Below are 13,828 nucleotides of genomic sequence, written 5' to 3'. Positions count from 1 at the left end.
GGACCAGAGTAAGGCGCCAAAGCGCCAACTCTGATCGACAAAGGAGAAGCCATTGAAAATAGCGATTCTGGGGGCTGGTGCGCTGGGCTGCGCGATCGGCGCCACCCTTACCCAAGGCGGCCACGAGACCTGGCTGATCGACCGCTCGCCCGCGCACGTCGATGCGATGCGCGGTGACGGCCTGCGCGTCGACGACGCCGGCGGCACCCGCCACGTACGCGTTCACGCGACGACTCGGGTTGCCGATGTCGGCGTGGCCGACCTGGTGGTGGTGCTGGTCAAGTCGTTCCAGACCGATGCGGCCATCCGCGGCGCCCAATCGCTGGTGGGGCCGGATACCGCCGTGCTGTCGCTGCAGAACGGCCTCGGACACGAGGACATCCTGATCGACGTCGTCGGCCACGAGCGTGTCCTCGCGGGCAAGACCTACGTCGGCGGCGTGCTGCGCGGCGCGGGTCACATCGAATCCGGCGTGATCGGCAAAACCACCTATATCGGCGAACTCGACGGCCGCGTCACACCGCGCGTGCAGGCGATCGCCGCCGCATTCAATGCCGCCGGCCTCGCCACGACGATCAGCGACAACATCGTCGGCACGATGTGGGACAAGCTGCTGGTGAATGTCGCGACGGGCGCGCTGACGGGGCTGACCGGCCTCACCTACGGGCAGCTTTACGACGAGGCGCTGCTGAAGGCGACGTCGCTCGCGGCCGTGGCCGAGGCGATCGCGGCGGCGCAGGCAGCCGGCGTGAAGCTGTCGATGACCGATCCCGAACAGGCCTGGACGCTCGCCGCCGAGGGGCTGCCCGCGTCCTTCAAGACGTCGATGCTGCAAAGCCTGGAGAAGGGCTCGATCACCGAGATCGACTTCATCAACGGTTCGGTCGTGCGCTGCGGGCAGCGCTACGGCGTGCCGACCCCGGTGAATGCCACGCTCGTCGCCTGCATCAAGGGGCTCGAGCGCGCGATGGCCGATCGCCAGCGCGAGGAGGCTGCAGCATGAGTGCCCCGAAAGCCTATCTGGAACACGTAGCGATCTGGGTGAAGGACATCCGCTGGCACATCCGCTTCTTCGAGGACGTGCTCGGCATGACCCTGCGCGAAGTGGACGGCACGCTCGACGCACCGCGGCAGTACTGGACGCTCGGCGGCCTGCAGTTCATCCACGCGCCGGAACACGATGGCCCGGAAGGCCGGCTCGCCCATCTCGGCGTGATGTGCGAGGACCTGGAGGCCGCACTGGCCGCGGCACAACGATTCGGCGTGACGGAGATGCCGCAGGGGCGCAACTGGCTTCGCCTGCCCGACGGGCTCGCCGTCGAACTGATCCAGGCGAGGCCGGCTTCCTGCGTCGCGCAGGCGCTGGCGATCAACCCGCGCGCGGAGGCGTGACCATGACGATCGTCGAAAAATACTGGGACGACGCCCGCGAGGGTGACACGTGCACGAGCCCGAGCTACATCGTGACCAAGGAGCGCATTCTCGCGTACGCCGACCTCACCGGCGACCATACGCCCGTCCACGTGGACGAGGAATACGCAAACGCGAGCCATTTCGGCTGCCTCGTCGCGCACGGGCTGTTTGGCCTGTCCATCGCCGACGGCCTGAAGACGCAGAGCGACTATCGCTTTCTGCCGGGCATGTCGCTCGGCTGGAGCTGGGATTTCCTGCTGCCGATCAAGGTCGGCGACGTGCTGCACGTGAAGTTCCGCGTCGGCTCGATGCGGGCCAGCAAGAGTCGCCCGGATTGGGGCATCGTCGTGCTGCCGTCGGAGCTGATCAATCAGGACGGTCAGGTCGTTCAACGCGGCGAGCATCGCCTGATGGTGCCGCGCCGCCCGGAGGCACTGTAATGCAGGCTCGCCCACTCGAAGGCATTCGCGTCATCGACTACAGCCACTTCCTTGCCGGGCCGTATGTCGGGCGCTGTCTGGCGGCGCTCGGCGCCGAAGTCATCAAGGTCGAGCGCCCCGGGTCAGGCGACGCCGGACGCCAGCACGCGACCGTGCTCGACGACCAGCAAAGCGGCTATTTCCTGCAGCTCAACATGGGCAAGCGCGGCGTGAGCGTCAACATGAAGGACGCGCGCGGCAAGGCGTTCATGCAGCGGCTGTGCGACTCCGCCGACGTGTTCATCGAGAACTATCGGCCGGGCGCACTGGACAAGCTCGGGCTCGGCTATGCCGAATTGTCGGCGCGCAATCCGGGCCTCGTCTACTGTTCGATTTCTGCGTACGGGCATACCGGTCCCGATGCGCATCGCGCAGGCTTCGGGCTGATCGCGGAAGCCAAGAGCGGAATCATGCAGATGGTGGGCACGCCGGGCGAGCGGCCGCCGCTGCTGCGCATCTCGCTCGGCGACATGTACACCGGCATTCATGCGGTCGCGGCCATCAACGCCGCGCTGCTGGGGCGCGTGAAGAGCGGCCGCGGGCAACACATCGACATGGCGCTGTACGACACGCTGGTATCGATGCACGAATATGCGGTGCAGTGCTACACGCTGCAGGGCGTGCTGCCCGAGCAGACCGGGCACGACATGCCGACCTCGACGCTCTACGGCGTATTCCGCGCCGCGGACGGCGATCTCGTGATCGCCGCGCAAGTCGACGACGCGTGGAAACGCTTCGCCGATCTGATCGCGACGCACGGCGGCCCGGCGGACTTCGGCGCCGACACACGGTTTCACGACAGCACCGGCCGCAACGCGCACCGCTCGGAGATTCTGTCGGTGGTCGAGCCGTGGGTGGCCGCACGTTCCGTCGCGTCGGTGCTCGAACTGCTGGACGGCATCGACGTTCCGTGCGCGAAAGTGCAGCGCATCGACGAGGTATTGAACGATCCGCAGATCCAGGCAAGAGGCATGGTCGTCGAGCAACAGCATCCGCGCTACGGAACGCTGCGCCTGCCCAACCTGCCGTTCCGGTTTTCCGATTGCGATACGACGATTCGCGACGTCGCGCCCGATCTCGGGCAGCACAACGCGGAAGTCGCGCGCTCCCTCGGGTTCGATCCGGCCGAAATCGACGCGATGCAGGCCGACGGCGTCCTCTATTCAAAAGCGAGCCAATGATGACCGACCAATACGCGGTGATCGGCAATCCGATCGGACACACGAAGTCCCCGTTGATTCACGGCCTCTTCGCGCAGGAGTCGCGGCAGGACCTCCGCTATACGGCGATCGAGGGGCCCGTCGAGCCGGCAGGCGCTTTCGCAGCCGCGGTTCGTGCGTTTTTCGAGGGTGGCGGCAAAGGCATCAACGTCACTGCGCCGTTCAAGCTCGACGCGTTCGCGATGTCGGACGAACGCAGCGAGCGTGCGCAGCTCGCGGGCGCGGCCAACGCGCTCAAGTTCGACCGTGGCCGCATCCTGGCAGACAACTTCGACGGCATCGGCCTGGTTCGCGATATCGAGGCGAACCTCAATCTGCCGATGGCCGGCAAGCGTGTCCTGGTGCTCGGTGCGGGCGGCGCGGCACGCGGCGCGCTTTTGCCGTTCCTCGAAGCCGGACCGGCTGAACTGGTCATCGCGAATCGCGACGTCGACAAGGTGCGCGCATTGGTCGCGCAGGTTGCCGAACGCGGTCCGCTCGTTGCCAGCGGCTATGCTGACCTCGCACGGATGGGGCGTTTCGACCTGGTCGTCAATGCGACGTCGGCCAGCCTGACCGGCGACCTGCCGCCGGTCCCGCCGAGCGTGTTCAGTCCGGCCGGCACGGCCTACGAACTTGCATACGGCAAGCGTCTGACGCCGTTCCTCCGGCTCGCGAAAAACGCAGGCGTGCACGGAATTGCGGATGGCGTCGGCATGCTCGTCGAGCAGGCGGCCGAAGCATTCGCGTGGTGGCGCGGCGTACGCCCCGAGACCAGTTCGGTGATCGATCGGCTGGCCGTGCCGTTTGACTGAACCCGCAATGGAAACTCCCATGAAGAAGATCCTGATGCTGCACGGCATCAATCACAACATGTTCGGCAAGCGCGACCCGGCACAGTACGGGACGATCACGCTCGCGCAGATCGATGCACGGCTGCACGGGCTGGCGGAGGAACTGGGTGTACAGGTGGACTCGTTCCAGACAAACAGCGAAGGCGCGATGTGCGAGCGCATTCATCGCGCCTTCGAGGAACGCCAGGATGCGGTGCTGATCAACGCGGGCGCATGGACGCATTACAGCTACGGCATTCGCGATGCCCTTGCCATCCTCACGTGCCCGATCGTCGAACTGCACATGTCCAACATTCATGCACGCGAGCCGTTCCGGCATCACTCCGTCCTGGCCGAGATCGTCAGCGGGCAGATTTGCGGCTTCGGTGTTCAAAGCTATCTGCTGGCGCTGAGGGCCGCGGTCTCGGCGCTCGGCGAGGAATAGGCCGATTCCCGCATCGGCTGCCGATGCGGGACCGACGCACATGCGCAACCGCTGCCGGGTGCACGGCGTTGCGCACTCGGTTGTTCGCCGTGCGTCGTATCGATGGGCCTCGGTCAGGTCACACAACGGAGTCGATACATCGGGCAGTGACGGCTCCCCGCACCACCTGCGTTGCCCGGCACACATATCAATATCTGGAGACGACGATGACCATGACCTTGCGAGACGGGCCCCGGGGCAGGCACCAATCGAGAAAAGCCGCCGTCAGCGGCTGGATCGGCTCGGTGCTCGAATACTACGATTTCTTCATCTACGCCACGGCATCGGCGCTGATCTTCCCGCAGATATTCTTTCCGCACGGCAGCCCCACGACAGCCATCATCGCGTCGCTGGCCACTTACGGTGTCGGCTATGTGTCCCGCCCGATCGGCGCGTTCGTGCTGGGCCATCTCGGCGACACGCGCGGACGGAAAACCGTCCTGCTTTTCTGCATGTTTCTGATGGGAATCTCGACCGTCGGAGTCGGCCTCCTGCCGACCTATCAGCAAGCCGGGCTGATCGCGCCTGCATTGCTGGTGACGCTTCGCCTGCTTCAAGGTTTCGCGGTGGCCGGCGAGATTACCGGCGCGAGCTCGATGATCCTGGAGCACGCGCCGTTCGGTCGACGCGGATACTTCGTCAGCTTCACGCTACAGGGCGTGCAGGCCGGGCAAGTGCTGGCCGCCGCCGTGTTCCTGCCGCTCGCCTACTACATGCCGTCCGCGCAATTCGATAGGTGGGGCTGGCGCATTCCGTTCCTGCTGAGTGCGCTGGTCATCGTTGCGGGCTTGATCATTCGCCGCAAGGTCGACGAGTCGCCGGCCTTCGACGAAGCGGTACGCAACCGGTCGCAAGCCGGCTCGCCCGTGGCCGACGCTTTCAGGCATCACTTTCCCGACATGGTGCGCGTTGCCTGCATGTCGATGATGAACGTGATTCCGGTCGTCGCCACGATCTTCGGCGCAGCCTATGCAGTCCAGCCGGCATATGGAATCGGATTCCAGAAAGATATCTATCTCTGGATCACGGTGGTGGGCAATATCGTTGCGATGATCGTGATTCCGTTCGTCGGCAACCTGTCCGACAAGGTCGGACGCCGGCCGCCGATCATCGTCGGCTCGCTGGCCGCCGGGCTGCTCGCGTTCGCCTACCTGTATGCGATCAGCATCCGCAACGTGCCGCTCGCATTCGCGATGTCGATGCTCATGTGGGGTGTCGTGTATCAGGGCTACAACGCGGTATTTCCCGCCTTTTACCCGGAACTCTTCCCGACCCGCACCCGCGTCTCGGCGATGGCCATCGCGCAGAACCTCGGTACCGCGGCCACGGCGATGCTGCCCGCTCTGTTCACGGCAGTCGCGCCGCCCGGAGCACATCACGTCTGGCTGATCGTCGGTGCGATCGCGTTCGGCATCACCGTGATTGCGTCGCTCGCAGCCTTGAGCGCACGCGAGACCCATCGTGTCCATATGAACGACCTGGGACGAGCGAACGCTCAACCGGTCGACCAGGCAGAATACGACCGGCTGCGCGTCGCGGCGACGTCGCGCAATCGCATCGTGCGCGAACACGTGCCAGGATCCGTCGGCAGCTAGCCAGCGCTCGCCGGGGCGTCGTGTTCGGCGCCCCTTCCGCCAATCATTGCCAGCTTGCTGCTGCGCCCTCACTGACTGAGCCAACTTGCGTGACCGATGCCTGATACCGTGCCGAAAACCGTCATGCCCGACACCACGCGCCCTGCTCGCCTGAACTTCGCGCTCATGTTGCCGCTTCTGCTGGCGGCCCAGCCGGTGGCGACCGACAGTTACCTGCCGGCGCTGCCTGAAATCGCCGCAACGCTGGGGTCCGCCAGCGTCAGCCTCACGGTTTTCGCATTGATATTCGGTATCGGGCAATTGCCGATGGGCAGTCTTTCCGACCGATACGGCCGCCGCCCCGTGTTGCTGAGCGGCCTTGCGCTCTATGCGCTGGCAGCGCTCGCGGCTGCGCTCGCTTCGACCGCGGCGATGCTGGTGGCCGCGCGCGCGATGCAGGGCTTTGCCATGGCCGCGATACTGGTATGCGCGCGCGCGACGGTGCGCGACCGGCATTCGGCGGCCGACGGCCCGTACGTGATGGCGCGCGGTTTCATGGGAATGGGGATGATGGCGTTCCTCGCGCCGATTCTCGGTGCGTATGTCACGCAGCAGGCCGGATGGCGATGGGTGCTCGCGGGGATGAGCCTGTATGCGTTCGGACTGCTCGTCATGTGCTGGTACGGCTTCGAGGAAAGCTTCGCCAGAATCGCTTCGAGCCGAAGCTCGATCCGGGACGTGCGCGAGATATTCGGCAATGCCACGTTCAGGGTATGGGCGTTGCTGGCCGCGTCGACGTACACCGGCATGTTCTGCTTTCTATTGCTGTCTCCCGCAATCTACATCCGGCATCTCGGCCTGTCGCCCCAGCGATATGGCTGGATACCGGCGAGCGGTACGTTCGTCTATGTCCTGAGTACGTATGGCTGCCGCCTGTTGTTGCGACGTCAGAGCATGCTGCGAACGGTGCGACAAGGTGCAACGTTGAGCCTCTCCGGCGCGGTGATTCAGGCGGTGGGCTGCGCGTTGTTTCCCGGGAGCATCTGGCCGCTGCTCGCGGGGCATGGCGTGTATTGCCTCGGCCACGGGATCCATCAGCCATGCGGGCAGGCGGGGGCAGTCAGCAGCCTGCCTCATCTTGCGGGTCGCGCGGTATCCTGGTCCGGCTTCATCATGATGTTCTTCGCTTTCAGCGTGGGACAGACGGCAGCGGCTTTCACCGATCCGCGCTATCAACTGGGCGCGTGGCCAATGGTGGTGCCGATGCTCGTGGTGGGCGTGACACTGGTAACGATTGCGTTTGCGTGGCTGCCCAAAATCAACCACGCGACTGCGTGACACGTGGCGGCATTCTGTCGCCGGTCAGACGCTGAGTCTCGCGTCGATATTATCGGAACCCAGCCAGGCCGGACGGTGGCGGGAAGTTGTTAGCGATGTGTGGCATGAGGCCGGCGCCGTCAGCGTAGTGACCAGGGGCTACTTCCTTTGCGACCCGCAAGGCACTGAGCTGTGAAACTGTCGGCCTGCCATGTTGCGCTCCTTCTTACCCACAAAGCCCACACTGCTACCCATACTTGGTGCGGAAATTTTGCGGGACGGCCACGGAAGCGGCAAGCATATCGTTACCCATGAATCGCTTTGAACTCAGCGCGCTACAGGACGTCTGCGGAAGAAATCGGAATGCCCGCGAACCCTTGAATGGCGGAAGGCAGCCGGAGTCGAACCGACCCGGGAGTGTCTGACACCCCCAACCGGGTTTGAAGCCCGGCCGTACCACCGGATACGAATGCCTTCCGTGGGAAAACAACCAAAAGAACAACGAGCGCCTACGCCTGAATACCCACCCAACCGCTGTCAGGCCGCAGGAAGTGAAGATCGCGGTGGAAGCGAGTATACCCAACCCGATCGAAGAACTCGAGAATCTGGATCGCGCGCTTGCGGCCGAGCCCCGTCGCGTCGCGAAACGTCGCGGCATCGAGCCCGCCGCCGCGCGAAGGCGCGAGATGCGCGACCAGTTCCGCCAGCTCGCGGACGACATCCGCGTGATAGAACAGGTCGCGCACGACCTGGTGCACGTCGCCGCGCCGTGCAAGCTTGCGCAGCAGCGTACGCACCGCGTCCTCGGCCGCGCCTGTGTCGCGGGCCAGGTCGCGCACCCACGGCGGATCGAAGCGCCCCGCATGAATCAGCGGCAGCAGTTGCTGCGCCAGCGCTTCCTCGCGCGCATCGAGGCTCACCGAATGCGACGGCAGATGCAGCCACGGCCCGCTTCGCGCGACTTCGCCGCCGGACACCAGCGCATCGACGAGCGCACGCCACAACGCATCGCCGGCGAGCGGCGCCGCCATCCGCCGCAGGCGCGCGGCGTCCAGCCCCTGCTCGTCCGGCATGCGCTCGTGATACGCATGCAGCGTATCGATCGCGCGCGTCTGCAGCGCGCGCCAGTGCGCATGCGAAATCACCGCACCGTCGTTCGACGCGGCATCGCGCTGCCCGATCGCCAGCGCGTCGTCGGGCAACGCGAGTGCGTCCGGCGCGAAACCGGTGAGATGCGTGAGCATCGCGCGCGGGATGCCGAGCGGCGCCTGCGCGAGCAGCGCATCGAGGCGCCCCGCGTCGAGCCACGCGGCGAGCGCATCGAGCCACGCACGGCGCGCGGGCGTGCGGCGCTTGCGCGCCGGCCCGAACGGATCGAGCACGCGACCGCCGCCGACAGTACGCGTCGCCTGCGGATTGCGGACGATGAACCGGTCGCCCGGCAGCGCAAACACCGGTTCGTCGAATACCAGTTGCACGCGCATCCGTTGGCCGGCCGCGAGCGTATCGCCGTCGAGCAGCGCGACATGCGTAACGCGATGCAGCGTGCCGAGATGCACGTGCAGCGGCGCCCAGTGCGTCAGCGTCAACCCGGCGTCCGCGAGCAGCGTCAACTCGACGTCCACGCGCGGCGACGTCGCAGCAAGCCGTGCATCGGCGACGGTATCGCCGCGCTCGACGTCGGCCTTGTCGACGCCGGCCAGGTTCAGTGCGCAACGCTCGCCCGCGCGGCCGGCCTCGACCGGCCGGTTCTGCGCATGGATGCTGCGCACACGCGCCGCGCCGCCCGTGCGCACGATCGCGAGCGTGTCGCCCGTCGCGACGCGGCCCGCGAACGCGGTGCCGGTCACGACGGTCCCCTGCCCCGCAAGCGTGAACACGCGATCGACCGCGAGCCGGAACAGGCCATCGTCGCGGCGCGCGCGCCACGCGATCGCCGCGTCGGCCAGGTGACGCTTCAACGCGGCGACGCCCGCGTCATCCACAGCCGTCGCACGGGTTTCGAAGATCGGCGCACCGGCCAGCGTCGAGTCGTGCAGCCATGCGGCGATCTCGTCGCGCACCTGCGCGACGCGCGCGGCGTCGACACGATCGCACTTCGTCAGTGCGACCGCGCCATGCGTGACGCCGAGCAGTTGCAGGATCGCGAGATGCTCGCGCGTCTGCGGCATCACGCCATCGTCGGCGGCGATCACGAGCAGCGCGAAGTCGATCCCGCACGCGCCGGCCGCCATCGTGTGAATCAGCTTCTCGTGGCCCGGCACGTCGATCAGGCCGAGCACGTCGCCGTTCTCGAGCGGCGTATACGCGTAGCCGAGCTCGATCGAGATGCCGCGCGCCTTCTCTTCCTTCAAGCGATCGGTATCGACGCCCGTCAGCGCGCGCGCAAGCGTCGTCTTGCCGTGGTCGATGTGCCCCGCGGTACCGACGATCATGCAGCGGGCCCCGCGGATGGCACGCATTGCGCGACGAATGCCGCTTCGTCGGCGGCTTCGAGGCAGCGCAAGTCGAGCCGCAGTGCGTTATCGGCGATGCGGCCGATCACCGGGCGCGGCCATTCGCGCAGCCGTTTCTCGAGCTGCGCAAGCGCGCGGCCGCCGCGTTTGCCGTCCGGCGTGCGCACGACGAGCCCGGCGCTCGGCAATTGGTCGACCGGCAGCGCGCCGCTGCCGATCTGGCTGAACATCGGTTCGACCGTCACGTCGAAACCGCTGCCGAGCGCAGCTTGCAGCACCGGGCGCACGCGTTCGGCGGCCTCGGCGATCTCACGCTGCGGACGCGTCAGCAGGCGCAGTGTCGTGAGTCGCTCCCGCAGGAATTCGGGTGCCTGATAGAGCCGCAGCACGGGTTCGAGCGCCGCGAGCGTCAGCTTGCCGACGCGCAGCGCGCGCTTGAGCGGATGTTTCTTGATCTTCGCGATCAGCGCGCGATCGCCGACGATCAGGCCGGCCTGCGGCCCGCCGAGCAGCTTGTCGCCGCTGAATGTGACAACGTTTGCGCCGGCGGCGACGGTTTCCTGCACGGTCGTCTCGTGCGGCAGCCCCCATAACGACAGGTCGGCGAGCGTGCCGCTGCCGAGATCGACGGCGACTGGCAGCCCGTGCTCGCGCGCGAGCGGTGCGAGTTCGGCGAGCGTCGCCTCCTTCGTGAAGCCGCTGATCGCGTAGTTGCTGCAGTGCACCTTCATCAACAGCGCGGTGCGCGGGCCGATCGCGTCCGCGTAGTCGCGCAGATGGGTACGGTTGGTCGTGCCGACCTCGCGCAACCTGGCGCCGGCGCGACTCATGATGTCGGGAATGCGGAATGCGCCGCCGATCTCGACCAGTTCGCCGCGCGACACGACAACTTCGCGCTTCGACGCGAGCGCCGACAGCGTCAGCAGCACAGCCGCCGCATTGTTGTTGACGACGGTCGCCGCTTCCGCGCCCGTCAGTTCGCACAGCAGATCGTCGATCAGGTCGTCGCGATCGCCGCGGCGGCCCGTGGCGAGATCGAATTCGAGATTGACGGGCTGCGTGAGCGCGTCGACCACCGCGCGCACCGCGTCGTCGGGCAACAACGCGCGCCCGAGGTTCGTATGCAGCACGGTGCCGGTCAGGTTGAACACCGCGCGTACGGTGCCCGCGCTCTGCGCGGCCAGCGTGCGCGCGACGGCCACGGCGATGCGCGGCTCGTCGAGCGGCTCGGCCGCCGCCGGATCGTGCTGCGCGGCGGTACGCCAGCGTTCGAGTTCGGCGCGCACGGCGTTCAGCACGCGCGTACGGCCATAGTCGGCAAGCAGCGGTTGCAGCGGTGCCGACGACAGCACCCGCTCGACCGACGGCACGCGCGCCAGCACCGCATTCAGTTCATTCACACCCGGTTCGGTCACGTAGTAGTGGCTCCAGTCTCATGCTTCGCAGTCGGCCGAGGCCAATGCTCGCGCACCGCCCCCGGCTCCGTGCCTTCAATCCGCTTCGCGCGAGACATCCGGCCACAGCAGCGGGTTCGGCGAACTGCGCTGGTACCCGGCCTCGTTCATCAGCAGATCGAGCGTGAGACTCGCGAGATCGTCCGCCAGCGGCTCGAACTCGTAGTCCTTCTCCTGATAGCCGATCTTGCGATAGGTCTTGCACTCGTCACACGATTCGGCCTTGACGGCTTCGCTGCCGCCCTCGATCCCGTGGTACGCGATACCCTTCGTCGAATCGCAGTGCGAACACTTCGTGCGCACCATGTGCCACTCGGTCGTGCACAGCCCGCACTGCAGGAAACGGTAGCCCTGGAACTGGCCGCCGACCCGCACGACGCTCGCGACCGGTTGCGTGCCGCACACGGGGCACAGCCCCGGCTGGTCGAGATACGGGACGTCGGCCGGCGTCACGCGGCTGGCGAAATCCGTCCACACGACCTGCAGCGCGGCCATCAGGAACGGCGCGGTGGCCGGATCGACCTCGGCGAAGCGCAGCGCGAGGATCGCGTCGGCCTGCGCGTCGAGTTCGGCGGGCGCCGTCAGGCGCAGCCGGTCGAGCAACTTCGCCAGCGACGGATTGACGAGCCCGGCGCCTTCGACGCGGTCGAGCAGCTCGTGCAGCACGGCGCGCCAGCGCGGATCGCGCTCGCCGTCGAGCGCCGGCACGAGCGGCATCGAATGCTGCTGCGCGCGTGCGATCGCCTCCTGCGACGGCAGCGGCAGCTCCAGCGTCTGCAGCGTCGCGTGCTGCGCGTCGGCGACGGTGGCCATCAGCCGCAGGTAGCCGCTGATCGGGTTCAGGTCGGCAAGCTTGCGCAGCCGCGCGGCGCGCGCCGAGAACGCGGTGGCGCGCTCCGGCAGGCGAAAGCGCGGAATGGCCGAATGATCGAGTGCCGAGATCTCGGTCGGTTCGAGAATGCGTTGTGTCACAAATATGTCTTCCAAATGAACAAGCGCCGACGGATCGGCGCTTCACAGGCAGTTCCGACGGCTGACGGGGCGGCCCGCCGCGATCGGCGAACTACCCCGCTCCGGTGCGTTATTTCACGCTTTCACGGAACCACTTCGGGTGATGCTTGCGGGCCCAGCCCAGCGTGACGGTGCCACGCACCATCGCGCCGATCGAGCCCTTCACCCACAACGCCGCGTAAATGTGCACGATGATGCTCGCGATCAGCACGAAGGCCGCCACGGCATGCACGACAGCGGCCGCGCGGATCACCCCGATCGGGAAGTAGAACGAGAAGTAGCGCCGCCAGATCACGACCCCCGACAGCAGGAGCAACAGCAGGCACGCCACCAACGTAAAGAATAGCAGCTTCTGCCCGGCGTTATAGCGGCCGACGGGCGGCAGCTTGTCTTCCTGGTTGGTCAGCACGTCGCCGATCTGCTTCAGCCACTGCCGGTCGTCCGCATCGAGCGCGTTGTGGTGCCAGAAGCGCACGACCAGGATCGCGAACGACACGAACATCACGAGGCCGACGAACGGATGCAGGATCCGCGTCCACTGGCCGCCGCCGAACAGCGCGGTCAGCCAGAACATCGACGGATGAAACAGCGCGAGCCCGGACAGCGCGAGCAGCACGAACGTGATCGCGGTGATCCAGTGGTTCGTGCGCTCGTTCGCCGAGTAGCGGACGATCAGGTTGGGGTCGTCGTGCTTCATTTCGCGTCCTCCTTGATGCGTCGCGCCTCGTCGCGCGCGGCCGATTCCTCGTCGTCGCTCACCTCGTTCGGACCGACCCGGACGTAGTGGAAGAACCCGGCAAGCGCCGTCAGCGCGATGCCGGCGACCGCGAGCGGCTTCGCGATGCCCTTCCACAGCTTCACCATCGGGCTGATCGACGGGTTGTCGGGCAGCCCGTGGTACAGCGACGGTTTATCGGCATGGTGCAGCACGTACATCACGTGCGTGCCGCCGACGCCCTGCGGGTCGTACAGCCCCGCATGCTCGAAGCCCCGCTCCTTCAGGTCCTCGATCCGCTCGGCCGCGTGCTGCTTCATGTCCTCCTTGGTGCCGAACACGATCGCGCCCGTCGGGCAGGTCTTCACGCAGGCCGGTTCCTGGCCGACCGCGACGCGGTCGGAACAGAGCGTGCACTTGTACGCGCGATGATCCTTCTTCGAGATCCGCGGAACGTTGAACGGGCAGCCGGTCACGCAATAGCCGCAACCGATGCAGTTCTCCTCGTGGAAATCGACGATCCCGTTGTTGTACTGCACGATCGCGCCCGGCGACGGACACGCCTTCAGGCAGCCCGGATCCTCGCAGTGCATGCAGCCGTCCTTGCGGATCAGCCATTCGAGGTCGCCGGCCGGGTTCTCGTATTCGGAGAACCGCATCACCGTCCACGAGTGCTCGGTCAGGTCGGCCGGGTTGTCGTATACGCCGACGTTGGTGCCGACTTCGTCGCGCAGGTCGTTCCACTCCATGCACGCCGTCTGGCATGCCTTGCAGCCGATGCACTTCGATACGTCGATCAGCTTCGCGACGCTCCCGGTCACCGGTTCGCGCACCGTGGACGGTGGCGTCGTGGTGGCCGAGACGCGCTTGATATCCAGCGATTGCAATGCCAT

General features: G+C 66.6%; 13 protein-coding genes and 1 tRNA gene. 8 read left to right on the top strand and 6 right to left on the bottom strand.

Annotated features, from left to right (window positions below):
- Positions 1-52 precede the first annotated feature (52 nt).
- The 8 genes from R9B84_RS24505 (at position 53) to R9B84_RS24470 (ending at position 7,320) form a co-directional block, all read left to right on the top strand.
- On the top strand, positions 53-1,003 hold the full coding sequence (locus tag R9B84_RS24505; RefSeq protein ID WP_423762622.1) for a ketopantoate reductase family protein: 951 nt from the start codon (positions 53-55) through the stop codon (positions 1,001-1,003).
- Positions 1,000-1,392 carry a VOC family protein gene (locus R9B84_RS24500; protein ID WP_069260455.1) on the top strand — a complete coding sequence of 131 codons (393 nt, stop codon included), beginning with the start codon at positions 1,000-1,002 and terminating at the stop codon, positions 1,390-1,392. Before R9B84_RS24505 ends, R9B84_RS24500 begins: the two co-directional genes overlap by 4 nt.
- A gap of 2 nt (positions 1,393-1,394) precedes the next feature.
- Positions 1,395-1,853, top strand: a complete 459-nt coding sequence (locus R9B84_RS24495; RefSeq protein WP_059606268.1) for a MaoC family dehydratase — start codon at positions 1,395-1,397, stop codon at positions 1,851-1,853.
- Positions 1,853-3,073, top strand: a complete 1,221-nt coding sequence (locus tag R9B84_RS24490; RefSeq protein WP_423762621.1) for a CaiB/BaiF CoA transferase family protein — start codon at positions 1,853-1,855, stop codon at positions 3,071-3,073. The genes R9B84_RS24495 and R9B84_RS24490 overlap by 1 nt, the downstream gene beginning before the upstream one ends.
- The gene (gene aroE / locus R9B84_RS24485) at positions 3,073-3,906 is read left to right on the top strand and encodes a shikimate dehydrogenase (RefSeq protein ID WP_423762620.1); all 834 of its coding nucleotides are present in this window, start codon (positions 3,073-3,075) and stop codon (positions 3,904-3,906) included. Before R9B84_RS24490 ends, aroE begins: the two co-directional genes overlap by 1 nt.
- A gap of 19 nt (positions 3,907-3,925) precedes the next feature.
- On the top strand, positions 3,926-4,369 hold the full coding sequence (gene aroQ, locus R9B84_RS24480) for a type II 3-dehydroquinate dehydratase (RefSeq protein ID WP_423762619.1): 444 nt from the start codon (positions 3,926-3,928) through the stop codon (positions 4,367-4,369).
- A gap of 206 nt (positions 4,370-4,575) precedes the next feature.
- On the top strand, positions 4,576-6,003 hold the full coding sequence (locus R9B84_RS24475; protein ID WP_423762618.1) for an MFS transporter: 1,428 nt from the start codon (positions 4,576-4,578) through the stop codon (positions 6,001-6,003).
- Positions 6,004-6,126: 123 nt separating this feature from the next.
- Positions 6,127-7,320, top strand: coding sequence for an MFS transporter (locus R9B84_RS24470; protein WP_423762617.1), 1,194 nt, complete (start codon positions 6,127-6,129; stop codon positions 7,318-7,320).
- Between the two features lie 361 nt (positions 7,321-7,681).
- Here R9B84_RS24470 and R9B84_RS24465 read toward each other — a convergent pair.
- The 6 genes from R9B84_RS24465 to fdxH all read right to left on the bottom strand — a co-directional run bounded on the left by R9B84_RS24465 (position 7,682) and on the right by fdxH (position 13,828).
- Positions 7,682-7,777 (bottom strand) — tRNA-Sec (locus R9B84_RS24465).
- A gap of 31 nt (positions 7,778-7,808) precedes the next feature.
- The gene (gene selB / locus R9B84_RS24460; RefSeq protein ID WP_423762616.1) at positions 7,809-9,734 is read right to left on the bottom strand and encodes a selenocysteine-specific translation elongation factor; all 1,926 of its coding nucleotides are present in this window, start codon (positions 9,732-9,734) and stop codon (positions 7,809-7,811) included.
- Positions 9,731-11,170 carry an L-seryl-tRNA(Sec) selenium transferase gene (selA, locus tag R9B84_RS24455; RefSeq protein ID WP_423762615.1) on the bottom strand — a complete coding sequence of 480 codons (1,440 nt, stop codon included), beginning with the start codon at positions 11,168-11,170 and terminating at the stop codon, positions 9,731-9,733. Before selA ends, selB begins: the two co-directional genes overlap by 4 nt.
- Before the next feature lie 75 nt (positions 11,171-11,245).
- Entirely contained in the window at positions 11,246-12,181 is a 936-nt protein-coding gene (gene fdhE, locus R9B84_RS24450) for a formate dehydrogenase accessory protein FdhE (RefSeq protein WP_423762614.1), read from the bottom strand.
- Positions 12,182-12,290: 109 nt separating this feature from the next.
- On the bottom strand, positions 12,291-12,917 hold the full coding sequence (locus R9B84_RS24445; RefSeq protein WP_039370262.1) for a formate dehydrogenase subunit gamma: 627 nt from the start codon (positions 12,915-12,917) through the stop codon (positions 12,291-12,293).
- The gene (gene fdxH / locus R9B84_RS24440; protein ID WP_423762613.1) at positions 12,914-13,828 is read right to left on the bottom strand and encodes a formate dehydrogenase subunit beta; all 915 of its coding nucleotides are present in this window, start codon (positions 13,826-13,828) and stop codon (positions 12,914-12,916) included. Before fdxH ends, R9B84_RS24445 begins: the two co-directional genes overlap by 4 nt.

It is taken from the genome of Burkholderia sp. NLJ2 (assembly GCF_049487195.1).
Classification (GTDB): domain Bacteria; phylum Pseudomonadota; class Gammaproteobacteria; order Burkholderiales; family Burkholderiaceae; genus Burkholderia; species Burkholderia pyrrocinia.
Note: the sequence above shows the minus strand (reverse complement) of the source record. Positions and strands in the feature narration are given on the sequence as shown.